This window comes from Lacihabitans sp. LS3-19 (assembly GCF_024343575.1).
In the GTDB taxonomy this organism is placed as follows: Bacteria; Bacteroidota; Bacteroidia; order Cytophagales; family Spirosomataceae; genus Leadbetterella.
On sequence record NZ_RJUA01000028.1, the window covers coordinates 42,567 to 60,630 of the forward strand.

The 18,064-nt window shown below is 34.5% G+C and carries 19 protein-coding genes; 17 read left to right on the plus strand and 2 right to left on the minus strand.

Going from position 1 to position 18,064, the window contains the following annotated elements:
* Window positions 1-7: 7 nt before the first annotated feature.
* On the minus strand, window positions 8-700 hold the full coding sequence (locus tag EGI22_RS14670; RefSeq protein ID WP_255069216.1) for a DsbA family protein: 693 nt from the start codon (window positions 698-700) through the stop codon (window positions 8-10).
* Between the two features lie 53 nt (window positions 701-753).
* Between EGI22_RS14670 and EGI22_RS14675 the strand changes: the two genes are divergently transcribed.
* The 7 genes from EGI22_RS14675 (at window position 754) to guaB (ending at window position 8,907) form a co-directional block, all read left to right on the plus strand.
* Entirely contained in the window at window positions 754-2,889 is a 2,136-nt protein-coding gene (locus EGI22_RS14675) for a S9 family peptidase (protein ID WP_255069217.1), read from the plus strand.
* Window positions 2,890-3,111: 222 nt separating this feature from the next.
* Entirely contained in the window at window positions 3,112-3,660 is a 549-nt protein-coding gene (locus EGI22_RS14680; protein ID WP_255069218.1) for an SPOR domain-containing protein, read from the plus strand.
* On the plus strand, window positions 3,657-4,757 hold the full coding sequence (gene gmd, locus EGI22_RS14685) for a GDP-mannose 4,6-dehydratase (protein WP_255069219.1): 1,101 nt from the start codon (window positions 3,657-3,659) through the stop codon (window positions 4,755-4,757). Before EGI22_RS14680 ends, gmd begins: the two co-directional genes overlap by 4 nt.
* 35 nt (window positions 4,758-4,792) lie before the next feature.
* On the plus strand, window positions 4,793-5,365 hold the full coding sequence (gene def / locus EGI22_RS14690; protein WP_255069220.1) for a peptide deformylase: 573 nt from the start codon (window positions 4,793-4,795) through the stop codon (window positions 5,363-5,365).
* 6 nt (window positions 5,366-5,371) lie between these two features.
* Window positions 5,372-6,142 carry a nitrilase-related carbon-nitrogen hydrolase gene (locus EGI22_RS14695; protein WP_255069221.1) on the plus strand — a complete coding sequence of 257 codons (771 nt, stop codon included), beginning with the start codon at window positions 5,372-5,374 and terminating at the stop codon, window positions 6,140-6,142.
* A gap of 117 nt (window positions 6,143-6,259) precedes the next feature.
* Entirely contained in the window at window positions 6,260-7,261 is a 1,002-nt protein-coding gene (locus EGI22_RS14700) for a hypothetical protein (protein ID WP_255069222.1), read from the plus strand.
* A gap of 176 nt (window positions 7,262-7,437) precedes the next feature.
* The gene (guaB, locus tag EGI22_RS14705) at window positions 7,438-8,907 is read left to right on the plus strand and encodes an IMP dehydrogenase (protein ID WP_255069223.1); all 1,470 of its coding nucleotides are present in this window, start codon (window positions 7,438-7,440) and stop codon (window positions 8,905-8,907) included.
* A 44-nt stretch (window positions 8,908-8,951) separates the two neighbouring features.
* Here guaB and EGI22_RS14710 read toward each other — a convergent pair whose 3' ends face one another.
* Window positions 8,952-9,260, minus strand: coding sequence for an SCP2 sterol-binding domain-containing protein (locus tag EGI22_RS14710; protein ID WP_255069224.1), 309 nt, complete (start codon window positions 9,258-9,260; stop codon window positions 8,952-8,954).
* Window positions 9,261-9,554: 294 nt separating this feature from the next.
* Between EGI22_RS14710 and EGI22_RS14715 the strand changes: the two genes are divergently transcribed.
* The 10 genes from EGI22_RS14715 (at window position 9,555) to ftsA (ending at window position 18,041) form a co-directional block, all read left to right on the plus strand.
* Window positions 9,555-10,157, plus strand: coding sequence for an RNA polymerase sigma factor (locus EGI22_RS14715; RefSeq protein WP_255069225.1), 603 nt, complete (start codon window positions 9,555-9,557; stop codon window positions 10,155-10,157).
* A complete protein-coding gene (locus tag EGI22_RS14720; protein WP_255069226.1) occupies window positions 10,154-10,345 on the plus strand; it encodes a hypothetical protein in 192 nt (63 codons plus the stop codon). Before EGI22_RS14715 ends, EGI22_RS14720 begins: the two co-directional genes overlap by 4 nt.
* Window positions 10,338-11,165 carry a hypothetical protein gene (locus EGI22_RS14725; RefSeq protein ID WP_255069227.1) on the plus strand — a complete coding sequence of 276 codons (828 nt, stop codon included), beginning with the start codon at window positions 10,338-10,340 and terminating at the stop codon, window positions 11,163-11,165. The genes EGI22_RS14720 and EGI22_RS14725 overlap by 8 nt, the downstream gene beginning before the upstream one ends.
* A 43-nt stretch (window positions 11,166-11,208) precedes the next feature.
* The gene (locus tag EGI22_RS14730; protein ID WP_255069228.1) at window positions 11,209-12,189 is read left to right on the plus strand and encodes a DUF3078 domain-containing protein; all 981 of its coding nucleotides are present in this window, start codon (window positions 11,209-11,211) and stop codon (window positions 12,187-12,189) included.
* A gap of 34 nt (window positions 12,190-12,223) precedes the next feature.
* A complete protein-coding gene (gene mscL, locus EGI22_RS14735; protein ID WP_255069229.1) occupies window positions 12,224-12,625 on the plus strand; it encodes a large conductance mechanosensitive channel protein MscL in 402 nt (133 codons plus the stop codon).
* 168 nt (window positions 12,626-12,793) lie between these two features.
* The gene (locus EGI22_RS14740; protein ID WP_255069230.1) at window positions 12,794-13,963 is read left to right on the plus strand and encodes an FtsW/RodA/SpoVE family cell cycle protein; all 1,170 of its coding nucleotides are present in this window, start codon (window positions 12,794-12,796) and stop codon (window positions 13,961-13,963) included.
* A complete protein-coding gene (gene murG / locus EGI22_RS14745; RefSeq protein WP_255069231.1) occupies window positions 13,960-15,066 on the plus strand; it encodes an undecaprenyldiphospho-muramoylpentapeptide beta-N-acetylglucosaminyltransferase in 1,107 nt (368 codons plus the stop codon). Before EGI22_RS14740 ends, murG begins: the two co-directional genes overlap by 4 nt.
* Entirely contained in the window at window positions 15,063-15,839 is a 777-nt protein-coding gene (locus tag EGI22_RS14750) for a GNAT family N-acetyltransferase (protein ID WP_255069232.1), read from the plus strand. The genes murG and EGI22_RS14750 overlap by 4 nt, the downstream gene beginning before the upstream one ends.
* Window positions 15,836-16,600, plus strand: a complete 765-nt coding sequence (locus tag EGI22_RS14755; protein ID WP_255069233.1) for a cell division protein FtsQ/DivIB — start codon at window positions 15,836-15,838, stop codon at window positions 16,598-16,600. Before EGI22_RS14750 ends, EGI22_RS14755 begins: the two co-directional genes overlap by 4 nt.
* 58 nt (window positions 16,601-16,658) lie before the next feature.
* Entirely contained in the window at window positions 16,659-18,041 is a 1,383-nt protein-coding gene (gene ftsA / locus EGI22_RS14760) for a cell division protein FtsA (RefSeq protein ID WP_255069234.1), read from the plus strand.
* Window positions 18,042-18,064 lie beyond the last annotated feature (23 nt).

Below are 18,064 nucleotides of genomic sequence, written 5' to 3' on the forward strand. Positions count from 1 at the left end.
ACAATCACTAACACTCCCCACCTTCCACATCACAACTCTCTCCAGCTGCAATAGTAGTTTCGGCGGCCATTTCTTGCTGGATCTGTCGGAGCGTATCTACAAGTGTTTGTGGAGGTTGAGCACCGCTGATACCGTATTTATCGTTAAAAATAAAAAACGGAACGGCACTCACACCCCTTGATTGAAAGTAAGCAATCTTAGCTTTTACCTCCTCCATCATTTCGGTATTTGACAAAACACTTGACACTTTTTCGGTACTCCAGCCATACTCAGCCATGATGCTTACCAAGTTTTCCGTTTTGCTCAAGTCTTTGGCATCTTCAAAATATGCCTTAAAAAACCTCGCTTTTAGCTCGGACTTAAATCCTTCTTTTTCAGCTTCTAACATCAAAACATGTAGCGGAAGGGTATTCATCGTTCGTTCCATTTTGCTAAAATCAAAAGCAATTTCCTCCACTTCACCCACTCTTCCCATGTGCTCAAATATCTCTTGCACTTTTTCGGCACTTCCAAACTTCGCCTCATAGTAAGGCTTCAAGTCTCTTCCCTCTTTTGGTACACTCGGATCAAGCTGAAACGGCTGCCAAGTTATATCTACACCAATCTCCGGCACCATAGCTAGTGCCTTTTCCAAACGCTTTTTACCTACATAACACCACGGACAAGCAACATCCGACACGATATCTATTTTAATATTCATTTTTAAAGCTTAAATTTCGAAATCATTTCATTCAAACTAAATACAATAAACCAATGCGAAAAATTCTTTTTCTCTTACTTATTTGTCAATTTTCTTTTGCTCAGCAGGAAAAAATAACGGTAACGGACCTAACAAAAATCAAAAACATAATATCTATAGTAAATGCGACCGACAAAGTAATCTATGCCTTAAAAACTATTGAAGCCAACACAGAAAAGCCCCTTGAATACGACTATGTCACTAATTTGTATCTGATAAATCTTAACAATCCACAAAAACACATTGCTCTCACAAGAGGTTCAGAGAGTGCTTCGCAACCTGCCATATCACCAGATGGAAATACTGTGGCCTTTGTAAGAACTGCTAAAGAAAAATCCCAAATCTTTATTTTGCCATTAGATGGTGGAGAACCTTGGCAGTTAACTTCTCTTAAAAACGGAGCCTCTTCGCCACAGTTTAGTCCAGATGGAAGTAAAATCCTTTTTTCTTCAAGCTCAAGTCTAAATGAAATTTTAACAGATTCAATTTCTAATCCTAAAAAAGAATTGCCCTTATGGTCTTTCGAAAAGCCAGGTTTTGAAAACAATGCCTTTTTAATCGAAAACAAAAACATAAAGGCCAATCCTGATGGAAATATAGAGGAAATCAGAGCATATCTAAACAAAGATGTGATCGACAAAAAAGCCAAAGTCCTCAACAGATTGAATTTTCAAGGTGAATCAACAGTAGAGCCTGAAATGAGATTTACACATATATATGAAATCCAAATAAAGGAAAAAGCAAAACCAAGACAGATTACGACAGGTTATAATTCATTTCAAAATGCAGTATATATACCTAATACCAACAAAATACTCGCAACCACCGCAAGAGATACCGCACTGCACCCAGACAGAGAACAAAGCAACAAAGTCATAGAAATAGACCTAGGTAACTTAACTCAAAAAACAATTTTGGATATAGAAGGAAAACGATTCGGTGGACTTAGCATTTCGCCTTCTGGCAAAAAAATAGCAACTGTCATGTCTAGTCCAAATCTTCTGTCCTATGGCCAATTGTGTATGTTCAATACTGACGGAACAGCTTTTAAAGAGATAAATTTCGACAGAGTACCAAATGATATCGAATGGGCAAAAGATGAAAAATCTTTATTATTAACCGCCAGTTCAAATGGAGGAATACCGTTTTTTAAATTAGATATTGCATCAGGCAAAGTATCCAAACTTACAGATTACGAATCTGGCAATGGCAACATGACTATTACAAATAATAACAAGGTAATATTCGCCAAAAACGATGTTTCCAATCCTCATGAGATTTATTTAGCGGATTTAGACTTAAAAAATCAAACAAAAATTAGCAATATAAACGGCGATTGGGTAAAAACTAAAAAACTGAGTTACCCAGAAAAACACACATTCAAAAACTCAGCAGGGCAAGAGATTGAATTCTGGATAATGAAACCGACGGATTTTGTAGCTGGTAAAAAATATCCACTACTACTCCAAATGCATGGTGGACCAACTGCCATGTGGGGGCCTGGTGAGGCATCTATGTGGCATGAACTCCAATATTTTTGTGCTCAAGGCTATGGTGTTGTTTACCCAAATCAACGTGGTTCGGGCGGCTATGGCAAAGATTTCCAATTTTCTAACTACCGTGACTGGGGCACAGGCCCGCAAGAAGACGCCCTCGGAGCATGTGCAATAGCAGCAGCTGAATCATGGGTAGATACTTCAAAACAAGTGATTACAGGAGGATCCTACGCTGGATATCTTACAGCCTGGATTGTTGCTCATGACAATAGGTTCAAGGCGGCATTTGCTCAAAGAGGTGTATATGATTTAACAACTTTTATGGGCGAAGGAAACGCTTGGAGGCTAACACCAAATTATTTCGGCTTGCCATGGGATGACGAAGCCAAAACAAAAATAGACGCAAACTCTCCTTATACTTTCGTCGATAAAATAAATACGCCATTATTAATAAAACATGGCGAAAACGACCTACGTACGGGAGTTATCCAATCAGAAATGATGTTTAAAAGTTTAAAATATTTAGGTAAAGATGTAGAATATGTAAGAATGCCAGGTGCTACTCATGAGCTCTCAAGGGCAGGAAATGTCCGCCAAAGAATAGATAGAATCTTAAGAATTTATGAATTTTTTGAAAGATACATTTCAAAATAATCACATTTGATTAATTAAATTTTTTTATTAAATATTTTTCTATATATTTGCAGCAAAGGAAGAATTAAAACATCACCCTTAATACTAAGGTGATTTATCATAGGTTAAAGTATTTTCGTCTTGGAAAGGCATTTGGGACTCCCGAATGTCTTTTTTATTTGCCTACAATCGTTTCATATACAAGACTAAATTGTTAATTTTGCGTCAAATAAATCGGTTTTTATGAAAAAAAATCTGCTTTACTTATTCATTTTGTCTGCTTTCATGAGCTGTACAAACAGACTTACACCTAATAAGGGGGAAAAAAGCTACGAAAAAATAACAGAATATTCAGAAGACCTTTCTGTTTTTTTACCAAAATATGAGACCGAAAACTCAACTGAAGAGATTGTCGAAGTTCCAAAAAAACAAGAAAAGCCCAAAGACAGCAATCCAAAGAAAATAAAAAATGAGAATGTAGCTGTAGATGCTGTTTTAGACCAGATGAAAGAAAAAAATCTGAGTGTTACAGATGGCAAAGGCTACAGGATACAAGTATTTTCAGGTAATAATAAATCAGATTTTGAAAGTGCAAGAAACTATCTTTTGAGATATTTTCCAGAATTAGAACTATACGAATCTTACAGTCAACCTACATACAAAATCAAAGTTGGAGATTTTATAAATGTAGATCAAGCAGATAAATATATAGCTAATTTAAAGTCTAAATTTGGAACTGCAAGGATAATTGGAGATAAAATAAACGTAAAAAAGGCAATAAACATTAAATGAAAAAAGCACTAATTACAGGAGTAACAGGGCAAGACGGGGCATATTTAGCTGAGTTTTTATTAGAAAAAGGATACGAAGTACATGGCATAAAAAGAAGAGCGTCGCTTTTCAATACTGACAGAATAGATCATCTTTATAAAGATCTTCACGAAAAAAACGTAAAGTTCATATTACACTACGGAGACCTTTCGGATTCAACCAATATCATAAGAATAATTCAAGAAGTAAAACCTGACGAAATATACAATCTCGGTGCAATGTCTCACGTAAAAGTGAGTTTCGATGAACCAGAATACACAGCCAATGTCGACGGTATTGGCACTCTAAGAATTCTTGAGGCAGTAAGACTTTTGGGACTTACAGAAAGTTGCAGAATCTATCAAGCTTCTACCTCTGAACTTTACGGCTTAGTTCAAGAAGTTCCGCAATCTGAAACAACCCCATTTTATCCAAGATCGCCGTATGCGGTGGCTAAACTTTACGGATATTGGATTACAGTAAACTATAGAGAAGCTTACAATATGTATGCTTGTAACGGAATTCTTTTCAATCATGAATCACCTTTAAGAGGCGAAACTTTTGTAACTAGAAAAATCACCCGAGCTGTTTCTCAAATTGCCTTAGGTCAAGAGGAATGCCTTTTCTTGGGAAATCTGGACGCTAAAAGAGACTGGGGACATGCGAAAGACTATATTGAAGCGATGTGGTTGATTTTGCAACAAGATGTTGCGGAAGATTATGTAATAGCAACAGGAATTACAACTACAGTAAGAGATTTTGTAAGAATGGCATTTTCTGAAGTTGGTATTAGTTTAGAATTTAAAGGTGCAGACGAAAACGAAGAAGCATTTGTATTGGCTTGTTCTAACCCAGAGTTTCAATTACCAATTGGCAAAAAAGTTTTGGCAGTAGATCCTGTTTATTATAGACCAACTGAAGTTGAACTTTTAATTGGAGATCCTACAAAATCTCAAACCAAATTGGGTTGGAAACCAAAATATGACCTTCCGGCGTTGGTAAAAGAAATGGTTGCAGCGGATTTAGATTATTTCCAAAACCAACCTGTTTTCAACAAAGCAGGAATTAAAATAAAATAAAAGACGTTCAATATCAAAACATTAGATTTAATAAAATGATTTATCCTATAGTAGCATTTGGTGCCCCTGTATTAAGGAAAGTTTGCGAAAACATAAATCCAGGAGAAATAGATGTAAAGAAAATATCGGAAGATATGTTTGAAACTATGTATGCCGCTTCTGGTGTAGGTTTGGCTGGGCCACAAGTTGGTCTTGCATATAGGATTTTTGTTGTGGATGGCGAAATAATAAACAAAGGAGCAGAGTCCGAAGACGAAATAGACGAAACGCTGATTGGATTCAAAAAGACTTTTATTAATGCAGAAATTATAGAAGAAAAAGGGCCAAAATGGGCTTTCGAAGAGGGCTGTCTGAGTATTCCTGGAATCAGAGCAGATGTAATGCGACCTGATACTTTAACAATTAAATATGTTGATGTTGATTTTGTAGAGCATACCGAAGAATATACAGGAATGGCTGCAAGAATTATTCAGCACGAATATGACCACATACAAGGAGTTTTATTCACAGACCTTATAGCACCATTAAAAAAACAAATGCTTAAAAAGAAACTTGGACAAATACAAAAAGGCATAGTTGATGCTGATTACCGAATGAAATTTGCTTAAAAAACCATGGAAGATATCCTCAAAGTTAGCCTGATTCAAACGGATATAATTTGGGAAAACCCAGAGGCGAATTTTGAAAATTATCAAAAAACAATAAATACAAAAACGGAAAACCCCGATTTGATAATTCTACCAGAGATGTTCAATTCGGGGTTTTCTATGCATTATTCTGAAGGCCTAAATGGAGAAAGTTCACAATGGTTAAAAAACACTTCTAAAGCCATAAATGCTCACATATACGCTTCTTTAGCTATAGAAATTGGAGGCAAGAAATACAACCAAGGACAGTGGGCCTCTCCTAACGGTGATATTTCTATCTATAACAAAAAGCATTTGTTTTCTTATGGAAGCGAACATCGTCATTTTTCTTCAGGGAATGAAAAAATAATCACCAACATAAGAAATTGGAAATTTAAACCATTAATTTGTTATGACTTAAGATTTCCTGTTTGGAGTAGAAACACCGAGCCCTTTTATGACATTTTGATTTATATTGCATCATGGCCAATGGCTAGAATTGACGCATGGAAAACACTTTTAAAAGCACGAGCAATTGAAAACCAATGCTATGTAATCGGCGTAAATCGACTTGGAAAAGACGGTAATAATTTAGAATATAATGGGCAATCCATGATTTTTGATTTTTCGGGCAAAAAATTATTAGATGCAGAAAACCAAAATGGAATTTTCTCTGCCCAACTTTCGTATTTAGACCTACACAATTATCGCATAAAATTTCCATTTTTATCTGATGGAGATTCCTTCGATTTTCTATAAAAGGCAAGATATTTGTTAATAGAAAAACAGCTTTCATTTAGATTGTAAACATTTTTTATTATTATTGCCATTTAGATGAGAACCTGAGTATTTATAGAATTTTTAAGCCAATATCACTTGAATAGACTTTTACTACTTTTACTCTTTATTACAGGCGTTTCGCAATCAAAAGCACAAGACATTTCGGTAGATATCTTGCAGCAGGGATCATCATTTTCTGACTCTTCCTATTATGATATTGCAAAAGTTGAAGACAAATTTTGGATTTGTGGCAAATACGGCATTCTCAAAAGCATTGACAAAAATGGGAAAATTGAAAATATAGAATATCCTAGTGAGAATTTGGATATTTACAAACTTGAAAACCTTTCAGATGAAACATTAATTGCTAGTGGAGATAAAGGCACAGTGTATTTCCATGATATTAAAACCAAGAAATGGAGAACGGTAAAAGTTAAAGGATACGAAAATGCGTGCTTTTATAACCTCACTGTTGACTATAAAAAAAACATTTATCTAAGTGGTGGCAATTCTAAAATTGCACATTCTGGAAAAACAGTCCCGAACGGATTTATTTTGGTATCATCAGACATGGGTAAAACTTGGACGAGAATATATCACAACTTGTTCAATATGGTTTGGTGCGTTAAAGTCAATCCTTATGATCAAAAAGTGTATGCTTTAATGTATTCACCAAATAAGACTGATATGTTTGTTTATGAAAATCAGAAATGGAATAAAAAACAAAAACTAGGAAATAGTATATTTCATGAAATCCAATTTGAGTCTGAAAGTCAGTTTGTAGCAACCGGCGGCTGGATAGGCAAAAAAGGCAGAATTTACACATCTAGCCACAAAAAAATCATAGAGGGCTCAGGTTTGCTTTGGGGCAGAGTCAAAAACGAAAAATATACGCTCTACACTGGGTGTAACGGAAATATCATTTTAGACCAAAACAATTCAAATTTAATATTACACCACACAAGTCTTAACCTTCCTTTCAGTCTTTATGAAGCTATTTTCATTGACGAAAATTCTGCCTATGCTATTGGCTCAGGTCGTACATTATTGAAAATTAACATCAAAGAAAACCCAGTTTTTGAAGTAAAAAATCAGTAAATACGCAAAGACTTCAAATAGTTTGATTTTCAAAAAAAACACATCAAAATAGCACTTTTCTTATCATTTAATTGGATTTTTACAAAAAAGAAACTTTTGTTTATACACGCATAAGCATATTTAATATTTTTTTCATAGCTTTGCGTGGCAAATAATAAAACTGATTTATTTGCCATATGTTAGACTCATCAAAGCTTCTTTTTGAAGCACTCACCTACGACGACGTTCTCCTTGTTCCTGCGTATTCCGAAGTACTTCCAAGAGATACAAGCACTAGAACCAAGCTCACTAAAAACATAGAAATTAACATACCATTGATATCTGCAGCAATGGATACCGTTACCGAACATGAAATGGCCATTGCTATAGCTCAAGAAGGTGGAATTGGCATAATCCACAAAAACATGAGTATAGAGCAACAAGCGGACCAAGTCAGACGTGTAAAAAGATCTGAAAGTGGGATGATATCAGACCCTATAACGCTTAATATCAATGCTGTTGTAGGAGATGCCTTAAAAATCATGCGAGAGTTTAAAGTTGGTGGAATACCAGTGATAGACGAAACAGAAACCCTCAAAGGTATAGTAACTAATAGAGATCTAAGATTCCAAACTGACATGAGTCTTCCTATCAGAGACATCATGACTATCAATGGATTGGTTACAGCAAACGAAGGCATAAGTCTAGAAGATGCTGAAAGTATTCTGATGCATAAAAAAATCGAAAAACTTCCAATAATTGATAGTAAAAACAAATTAGTTGGCCTAATTACCTACAAGGATATTTTAAAAAAGAAAAACAAACCACATGCAGCCAAGGACAAAAGAGGAAGGCTTTTGGCAGGTGCAGCAGTGGGTGTAACTCCGGACCTTGAAGACAGAGTAGCGGCTTTAGTAAAAGCTGGGGTAGACGTAGTAAGTATAGACACTGCTCATGGACACTCAAAAGGCGTTATTGATGCCCTTAGAAACCTAAAAGCTAAATTCCCTAATCTTGATGTAATATGCGGAAACGTAGCAACAGGTGAAGCAGCAAAGGCTCTTGCCGATGCAGGTGCTGATGGCATAAAAGTAGGTGTAGGACCAGGAAGTATCTGTACAACACGTATTATTGCTGGTATCGGAATGCCACAATTATCGGCTGTCTATCTCTGTGCTAAAGCACTTGAAGGCACAGGTGTTCCAGTTATTGCGGACGGAGGAATCAGATTTTCCGGAGATATAGTAAAAGCGATTGCTGGTGGGGCGAGTACCATCATGATGGGATCATTATTAGCTGGAACTGAAGAAGCTCCAGGCGAAATAGTAATATTCGAAGGAAGAAAGTTCAAATCTTATAGAGGAATGGGCTCGGTTGAAGCCATGGAAGATGGATCAAAAGACAGATATTTCCAAGACGCTACAGACGATGTCAAAAAACTAGTACCTGAAGGCATTGTTGGAAGAGTACCGTTCAAGGGATTGGTAAGAGAAATAATATACCAAATGACAGGAGGACTAAAAGCCGGAATGGGCTATTGTGGTGCGGCAAACATAGAAGCTTTACAAGCAGCTAAATTTGTAAAAATAACTTCATCTGGCATGAAAGAATCACATCCACATGACATTCAGATCACAAAAGAAGCTCCGAATTATTCTACAAGATAAAAAGCAAAAAAAACCCCAATTTGAGTATAAATTGGGGTTTTTTTTCACATTAAACCTAAAATTTTAGCGTACTTCATCATAGCTCCAGGGTTTGAAATTTTCAATTTCCCCATCATCATTGCCATCATAGGATTGGTGTCGCCATTAATAACTGAAAGCAAATCGCTTTCTTTAGCTGTAATACTTACCTCTGCACTTTCAGCTGAACCTTCATGAACTGTGATTGCATTGTCTTTGACTATAATGTGGGCATCTTTACCTTTCATGTCAAAATTTATAACGGTATCTATTCCCTCTAAAACCTCAGGCTTTACACTTGTAGTTAGTTTTCCAAAATAATCTTCTATAGTCATAATTTATTATTAATCTAAAATAAAGTACAAGCATACTTATATTTTTAAAAAATAACCAGTTTTCTTAAAGAATTATTTAAATAAAATTTTTTTCAAAATGAAAAATAAATATTTGAGTTTTTTCAAAAGCTGGTATAAACAACCTCAATCCACCCATTTACTAACAAAATCCTCCAAATTTAAGTTGATTCAAATTTTTTAATCTATTTTTGTTAATCAACTACCTTATAATAGTTAGCATACCAAAAAAAAATTTAAACCCAAAGTTACTTTTTAAATAATAATTGGTCAAAATTGAAAAACTCTAAACTTAAACATTTAAGCGACGAAGAACTTGTATCCTTGTACGTAGACTCTCAAAGAAATTCCTACTTTGAAGAGATATATGAGCGTTATTCAAACAAAGTTTATAGAAAATGTTACTCCTTCACCTATAATCAAGAAAAGGCGGAAGATTTTACGCATGACATTTTCTTAAAGCTAATAGTTAAGATAGGAACATTTAAAGAAAATGCAAAGTTTTCCACTTGGCTTTACTCTATAACCTACAACTACTGCATGGACCAAATCAGGGTCAATAAAAAGCAACAAGAAGTTAGTTTAGATGACAATTTTGACCTTGAGGAAGATCATGGGGAAAGTGAAATAGAATCTATGCATAGCGAGGGACTTAAAAAGAGCATGGAGAAAATTCCTAGCGACGAAAAAGCCTTGCTTTTGATGAAATACCAGGATGATTTTAGCATAAAAGAAATTGCGGATACATTAAATATTTCTGAAAGTGCTGTTAAAATGAGATTGCTAAGGAGTAAAGATAAACTTAGAAAGTTATACCTTGAAAACATCGCTGTTGTCGGTTTAATAATAATAAAGTTAATTTTATTTTGGAAAAAATGAATGGATTTGATGATTTCTTTGATGATGACTTAAAGGCACCAGAGGCTTTAAAGGATATGCTTGTATCTGAGATTGAACTCATTAGAGAATCAATGGTTATCGTCAATATGTTCCTAGGAGAACCACTAAAAGCAGGCTTAAAATACTTACAAGAATTCGAACCAAAAAAAACAAATGACAATGAATAAATTACCCAATATTAAAGATATCCTAATAGATACTTTTTCAAAACTTATAGAACAGTTCAGTACTTTTACTTCAAATTTTATAAGTGCTATAGTGATTTTATTGGTGGGTTGGATAGTTGCAAAAACAGCTTCGATAATTATCAAAAATGTCCTTTCTAGAGTTGGAATTGACAAAATTGGTGATAAAATCAAAGACATAGACGCTATAAAAAAATTCAATTTAGATTTTAAATTGAGCAAAATCATTGCTACGATAGTTTACATTTTCATAATGTTGTTCTTATCTGTTTCTGCTGCTGATAAACTTGGAGTTCCTGCCATTTCCAATATGTTTTTAATGTTGGTAAATTTCATACCTAAGGTAATGGTTGCTAGTGTAATGACACTTTTGGGATTATTCCTATCTGATTTGGCTAGAAATTTTGTTGTAGCTCTTTGCAAATCATTCAACATAGCTTCTGGAAAACTAATAGGTATGGGAATATTCTTTTTCTTATTATTTATTACCATAATTTTAGCTTTAGGACAAGCAGGCATAAACACTGCATTACTAGAGTCTAGTTTTAATATTATTATTGGAGGAATGGTTTTAGCATTTTCTATTGGATACGGTTTTGCTTCTAAAGACATTTTGCTAAATATTATCAGTTCATTTTATTCGAAAAACAAGTTTATTGAGGGTCAAGTAATAGAGATATTGGGTGTTAAAGGTAAGATTCTAAAAATGGACAATACAAGTATAGTTCTAGAAACAGAGGGAGGACAGACAATATTTCCACTAAAAGTTCTTCAATCCGAAAAAGTGACTTTATTCAATTAAGGTTGTCTTAATTTAAAATATTACAAAACAAAAATTCTGCAAAATGAAAAAAATTACACTTTTAATGTTTGTGTTGCTATCAAGCCTTACAGTTGTAAAAGCTCAAAAAATTGAGAAACCTGTACTAAAAAACATGGAGGATTCTTTAAAATATGGATGGTGGACTAAAGGGACTCAATTGGGAGCCAATTTTAGCGGATCCGCATTTAGTCAATCATGGCAAGGTGGTGGTGTAAACAATATTGGTCTTGGTACGGTTTTTAGCAACAAAGCAGTATTTACAAAAGGAAAAGGGGCATTTACAAGTGATTTACAGCTCCAGCTAGGTTTTTTAAATAATATGCCAAAAGTAAATGGCGTAACAGAGAAAGAATTCAGAAAAAACATTGATAGATTATTCTATGATGCTAAATATGCTAGAAAAATTAACGATAAATTAAATTGGTTCGCTGGTGTAAATTTACTTTCTCAATTTTTGAAAGGGTATGACTATGCCGATACTAAAAAACCAGTAATTTCTAGCCTTTTTGCACCAGCATTTCTTTCAGAAGGAGTTGGGTTGGAATATAAAGCCACTCCACATTTAATGCTTTCTTTTGGTGGAGCTACATTACGTCAAACATTTGTAATGAACAACGAAGTTTTTGAAAACACTAAAAAAGCCGGAACAAACAAGGATGGAGATGCCACTTTCTTCTCCTATGGTGTAGAGCAAGGCAAGAAAATGTTATTCGAAGCGGGTTTTCAAGGTGTAGCAGCTTATGATAGAAACATTACAAAAAACCTTAATATCAAAGGTAGATGGCAATCATTTTATGCTTATGCACCTGTTTCTAAACCTATTGATCACAACGTAAACATAATACTAACTGCGAAACTTAATAAATACATCAATCTTAATATGGGATTAATAGGAATTTTTGACAGAGATCAAATATCTAAATCTGAGGTTGATGGTGGTAAATATAAAAGTACATGGCAGACAAATGGTGGCCTCAACTTAGGATTCGGAATACAATTATAATAAACCCCTTTTTTAAACTTAAACCTTTTTTACTATGTTAAAAGAATTCAAAAATTTCATTATGACTGGCAACGTTATTGACCTTGCCGTCGCAGTTATCTTAGGAGCAGCACTTGGTGGCGTTATTAATGGATTTGTGACAGATATCGCAATGCCGTTTGTTGGACACTTTACTGGTGGAGCTGATTTTTCACAATTAAGCTTTGTACTTGACCCTGCTGTAATTGGACCAGACGGAACGGTCGTTACACCAGAAAATGCTATTAAATATGGTTCATGGTTAAATGCAATTATTAATTTGGTCGCAGTTGGATTAGTTTTGTTTATTATAGTAAAAGCTTATAACAAAACCAAAGCTCCTGTGGAAGCACCAGCACCTGCGGGGCCGTCTGAAATTGACCTTCTTACTGAGATTAGAGATGCTCTAAAAAAATAATTTTAGGACAAAAATAGAAAAAGGGGAAATCAAGCGAGATTTCCCCTTTTTTGTTTAGCAAAGAATTTATTTTACCATTATTGCTAATTTTTATAGAATTAATAATATATTTTTGTTTCGAGAATTTTGCGATTCTCTTACGTGCAAAAATATAAAAATCTTACCCGAATGACTTCTTTTAAGTTAAAAAACCATCTGCAAGGTGACAAGCAGATTTGGTGGATTTTACTGCTATTGTCTATTGTCAGTGTAGTAGTAGTCTATAGTTCCGTTAGTGCATTAGCATACAGAAAAACTGATGGTAACGCCGAAGTATATCTTCTAAAACATACCTTTTTTTTATTGGTAGGCTTAACTATCACGTTCATCATTCATAAGTTTGATATTACCAAATATGCTGGTTTAGCTCAAATATTCCTTTGGGTTACTCCATTTCTAATTCTTTATACTTTAATGTTTGGAATAAGTGTTGGTGGGGCAAGGAGATGGGTTTCTATTTTTGGTTTTTCCTTTCAAACCTCAGATTTTGTAAGGCTGGTTTTAATTACAAATCTCTCTGCAATGCTTGCTAGAAGACAGCATATAGATTACAAGGCGAAAGATCTTACAGTAATGATCATTTGGATAGTAATAATAGTTGGCCTATTGTCTATTTCCAGCTTCTCAACCTCTGTTATTCTAGGTATAACTTGTTTTTTTATTATGTGGATCGGTAGGGTTCCTAAAAGATACCTTACCAAAATGGTGGCTTTTTTATTGATAGGCCTAATTGGCATACTTTCACTGGGTTTAATTGTAAAACGAGCAACTGGAACAGAATTGGGTAGAGTTCAGACGGTCATAGACCGTACGGAAAGTTTCGTAAACAAAGACTTGGATGGAGATCTCCTTATAGGAGGTGAGCATGGAAGCATAAGTGATCAAAAAAACTATGCACTTATTGCAATTGCACGTGGTGGGTTTTTCGGAATTGGGCCTGGTAATAGCAGCCAAAAAAATATTCTACCCGACGCATTTTCAGATTTTATATATTCTATTCTAATTGAAGAATGGGGACTTCTGGGGGGCTTAGTGGTAATGGGGCTATACCTTTGGTTACTTGAGCGAGGCGTCTGGAATATCAAAAATACCAAACGAGCTTTTGGTGGCTTATTGAGTATTGGACTTACGTTAAGCATTGTCTTGCAAGCATTTGCACACATGTTTATCAATGTTGGCTTGGGTCCAGTTACTGGTCAAACCTTACCATTAATTAGTATGGGTGGAACCTCGGCTTTATTTACTTCGGTTGCAGTGGGTATAGTATTGAGTGTTACTAAAAGCGAAGATAAGATATGAAAAAGGGGCTTAAAATAATTATATCTGGAGGTGGTACAGGTGGGCATATATTTCCAGCAGTAGCCATTGCGAACGAAATAAAAGCACAAAGACCAAATGCGGAAATATTGTTTGTGGGAGCTTTAGGGAAAATGGAAATGGAAAAAGTCCCAAAGGCAGGATACGAAATAGTTGGACTTCCAGTAGCAGGTTTCAATCGATCAAACATGCTAGCCAATGTTGGTTTTCCTGTAAAATTGATAAAAAGCCTATGGAAAGGAATGCAAGTTCTTAGGGCTTTCAAACCCGATATCGCTATTGGTGTTGGTGGTTTTGCGAGTGGTCCAACACTCAGAATGGCCAATATTTTAGGAATAAAAACCTTGATTCAAGAGCAAAATTCTTATGCAGGTGTAACAAACAAAATTCTTTCAAAAAAAGCAGAGAAAGTTTGTGTTGCTTATCCTAATATGGACAAGTTTTTTTCAAAAGAGAAAATAGTTTTTACTGGTAATCCTGTTAGAAATGACTTGATAAATAGTTCAATTAAAAAAGAAGATGCCAAAGCACACTTTGGCTTAGAAACTGACAGAAAAACATTGTTGATAGTTGGTGGAAGTTTAGGTGCTTTAAGTATCAACAAAGGAATTGCTTACGGTCTTCAAAACTTACTTAACAACGATTTGCAAATCATATGGCAAACAGGTAAAACATTTATCGATCAAGCCAAGGAAATTGCAAACAATTTACAAACCAAAAGGGTGTACGTATCGGATTTTATATATGAAATGGACCAAGCTTACGCCGCAGCAGATTTAGTTGTCTCACGAGCAGGAGCACTTTCAGTATCTGAACTTTCACTAGTAGGCAAAGCATCCATTTTGGTTCCGTATCCTTTTGCAGCAGAAGACCATCAAACGCAGAATGCACTAAGTTTGACTTCTCAAAATGCGGCATTTCTTGTAAAAGATGCTGAAATATCTGATAAACTTATAGACACAATAATAGAATTATTGGAAAATGAGGCCAAACTGAAGAGTTTATCAGAAAATATAGTGAAATTTGCAAAACCTTTTGCAGCAAAAGAGATCGTAGAAGAAATTCTAAAAATAACCCAAAAATGAAAATCTTTTTCTCGGAAAATAATGCCGATTACGGCACTTATACATTTAATTATGCAATTTATGCTCAAAAAGAGTCTGAAGCAGAATTGAATGAACTCTATGAAAAAGGTTTCCTACCGTACACTGGAAACATACATATCGAAAAAGAACTTTTTTATTTAGCAAGAAGTCTTAGAGTAAATCTCGAAAATTTCGATGATACTTCAGAAAACAGAAGAGTCAATCGCCAAATAGAATCTCTAAATATCAAATTAGATTTAATAGAAAAATCTAGTTTTGAATTAAGCGATCCTGATTTTAAGGTTTTTTGTGCCAACTATATAAATGAACGTATCGGAGAGGACAATATGAGCCTTGAAAGATGGGATTACATTCTAAAACAAACTACTGGCACGCATCTTTTCAAGTTTAGCAATTCAGAAAAAACACTAGGTTATGTTTTAGCTTCTATTACTGATGAATATGTTCATTATTGGTTTGCTTTTTTTGACACAGAATATATGCGTTCTCATTCACTTGGCAAATGGATGATGTGGCGAGTAATCCGCTGGAGCAAAGACAATAATAAAAAATACACTTATCTAGGCACTGCCTACAAACCTGCCGCACTTTATAAAATCCGAGACCATAAAGGTTTGGAGTTTTTTGACGGAAAAGGTTGGAACAACGATAGTAAAACGCTGAAAGAATGGTGCCAAACTGACCTTGAGACAAAAGATGCAGATAGGTTTAAATTGATTGAAAATCCCAATAATTTTTTAGATCAATTATGAAAATTCCAAAATTTAAAAAAGTATTTAGCTATGCCATCGGTGGCACTTTAGCTGTTTTTGCTGTATTTTTAATATTAGCAGCCACAAAAAACAATTCCGACAAAAGGTGTAAAGGAATCATAACAAATATTAAAGACAACTCTGAGCAGTTTTTGGTAACCAAAGAAGATATCGAAAAATGGGTTACGCAATATGGCAATGACCCTTTTGAAGGAAAAATAATGGAAAACATCGCACTGTCTAAGGTAGAAAAAAGAATTTTAGAGAGCGGAAAAGTTAAAAAATGCGAGGCATATTTTGACCTTCAAAGCCATCTTGTTCTCGATATCGAAACTTTTAAACCTATTGCCAGAATATTAAACCATAATCAAGTAGCAGATAGATATTTGGATGAAGATGGAAACATTTTCCCTTTTTCAAAGCATTTCACGCCAACGGTATTATTAATAAGTGGTAATTATTTACAAAATTTAAAAAACCTAAAATCCGATAAAAATAAGGATTTATTGAAGTTATTAAACACTATTAATGAGGATGAATTTTGGTCAGCACAAATTTCACAAATTGACGTTGATAAGCTAAAAGAAATAAAAATGATTCCTCTTTTGGGCGATAATATAATTGAATTTGGAAGACCTGAAAATATAAATTCTAAACTAGGAAAACTATTAATTTTTTATAAGCAGATATTGCCTCAAAAAAAATGGAGCGAGTTTTCAACAATTAGTGTAAAATATGAGGGTCAAATAGTTTGTAATTGAGTGATTTTAAATAAGTTTGTATAAATATTAATACGCGGTTTAATAACATAAATCTGACATGGAAGAAGATAATTTAGTAGTTGGGCTTGACATAGGCACTTCTAAAATTAGTGCTGTTGCGGGTTCTTTACAAAAAGACGGCACAATAAAGCTAAATGGCTTTGTTGAAAAACTTGTTGTACCTGAAGACGAAGTTTTGAGAAACGGGGAAATTGAAAACGCTCAAAGAACCATAGAGATAGTAGATGCCGTGCTAGAAGAACTTGCCGACAAACTTACCATTAATCTTGAGTCTGTAAATGTCAATATCTCTAATCCTGATATCCAAGGACACTTCCACAAAGGCAAAGTAACCAAGTCAGGGGATAATAAGCAAATTCAGCAGTCTGATGTAGATAGGCTTGCTGAAGATGTTAGGCTAACCTTCAAAGTTCATCCAGGTCGTACAGTTTTACACTGCATGCCACAAGATTTTTATGTTAACGACGTAAAAGCTGGCGAAAAAGTAGTAGGTAAGTTTGGTGTGCAAATTGGTGGGGATTTTTTCTTTCTAACTTCAAAATCGGAAAGTCTTGAAAATCTATACTATACGCTAAAAAGTGTAAAAGCCAAAACAGATGACCCTAAACAGCCATTTATACAAATTGAGAATGTATTAATTAGCTCAATTGCTGACTCGTTTTCGCTTCTTGATAGCACAATTGACGATAAAAGAAATGGTGTAGCTATAATAAATATCGGTGCTGAAATGACTGAAATATGTATTTTCCAAAAAAATGGAATCAGATATTTCAAAGCGATACCAATTGGTGGAAACGTAATAACGAAAGATTTGGCAGATACTTTTCATATCAGTTTTGACGAAGCTGATATGCTTAAAAAAATCTGTGGAAATATCCCCTCAAGCAGCATAAGCGATACTGAGACAGCAGTTATAGAGCGTAAAAAAGATCTTGCATCAGTTGAAATTATCTTGAAAAATGCCTCTACGGTAGTAGAATGGAGATTAAAAGAAATAGCCGCCATAGTAAAAAGTGAACTTATTAGGTCTGGGTATGAAGGTATACTAACTAACGGATTGATTTTGTCAGGCGGGACATCTTCTATGGGTATCATCAAAGATATTTTTGTAGAAGTGTGCAAGATGAAAAGTGTAAGAAAGGCTAAAATAAATAATAGAATTAACTTCAACGGATTTGAATATTTAAACAAACCTAAATATTCTACACTTCTAGGTCTTCTTATGGCATCCAACTTAGAATTTGATAATCGAATAGACAATCGAATTCTGAAACATACACCTTTGAAAGCAGCGGAGCCAGAAAAAGTAGAAAAGAAACCCAATGGAAAGTCTGAAATAAAATCTCCTAAGAGACCTTTATTTGAAAGACTAAAAGACCTCATTATTGATGATAAAATGAACGACGATTACAATAGATAAACAGTAATCTTAAAAAGAATTTT

Excerpts from the sequence above, each read along its gene's own strand:
- EGI22_RS14675 (WP_255069217.1), top strand. The coding sequence starts at position 754 with ATGCGAAAAATTCTTTTTCTCTTACTTATTTGTCAATTTTCTTTTGCT.
- EGI22_RS14720 (WP_255069226.1), top strand. The coding sequence starts at position 10,154 with ATGAATGGATTTGATGATTTCTTTGATGATGACTTAAAGGCACCAGAG.
- EGI22_RS14755 (WP_255069233.1), top strand. The coding sequence starts at position 15,836 with ATGAAAATTCCAAAATTTAAAAAAGTATTTAGCTATGCCATCGGTGGC.
- EGI22_RS14725 (WP_255069227.1), top strand. The coding sequence starts at position 10,338 with ATGAATAAATTACCCAATATTAAAGATATCCTAATAGATACTTTTTCA.
- EGI22_RS14730 (WP_255069228.1), top strand. The coding sequence starts at position 11,209 with ATGAAAAAAATTACACTTTTAATGTTTGTGTTGCTATCAAGCCTTACA.
- EGI22_RS14670 (WP_255069216.1), bottom strand. The coding sequence starts at position 700 with ATGAATATTAAAATAGATATCGTGTCGGATGTTGCTTGTCCGTGGTGT.
- ftsA (WP_255069234.1), top strand. The coding sequence starts at position 16,659 with ATGGAAGAAGATAATTTAGTAGTTGGGCTTGACATAGGCACTTCTAAA.
- EGI22_RS14710 (WP_255069224.1), bottom strand. The coding sequence starts at position 9,260 with ATGACTATAGAAGATTATTTTGGAAAACTAACTACAAGTGTAAAGCCT.
- EGI22_RS14740 (WP_255069230.1), top strand. The coding sequence starts at position 12,794 with ATGACTTCTTTTAAGTTAAAAAACCATCTGCAAGGTGACAAGCAGATT.
- def (WP_255069220.1), top strand. The coding sequence starts at position 4,793 with ATGATTTATCCTATAGTAGCATTTGGTGCCCCTGTATTAAGGAAAGTT.
- mscL (WP_255069229.1), top strand. The coding sequence starts at position 12,224 with ATGTTAAAAGAATTCAAAAATTTCATTATGACTGGCAACGTTATTGAC.
- EGI22_RS14695 (WP_255069221.1), top strand. The coding sequence starts at position 5,372 with ATGGAAGATATCCTCAAAGTTAGCCTGATTCAAACGGATATAATTTGG.
- EGI22_RS14750 (WP_255069232.1), top strand. The coding sequence starts at position 15,063 with ATGAAAATCTTTTTCTCGGAAAATAATGCCGATTACGGCACTTATACA.
- murG (WP_255069231.1), top strand. The coding sequence starts at position 13,960 with ATGAAAAAGGGGCTTAAAATAATTATATCTGGAGGTGGTACAGGTGGG.
- EGI22_RS14680 (WP_255069218.1), top strand. The coding sequence starts at position 3,112 with ATGAAAAAAAATCTGCTTTACTTATTCATTTTGTCTGCTTTCATGAGC.
- gmd (WP_255069219.1), top strand. The coding sequence starts at position 3,657 with ATGAAAAAAGCACTAATTACAGGAGTAACAGGGCAAGACGGGGCATAT.
- guaB (WP_255069223.1), top strand. The coding sequence starts at position 7,438 with ATGTTAGACTCATCAAAGCTTCTTTTTGAAGCACTCACCTACGACGAC.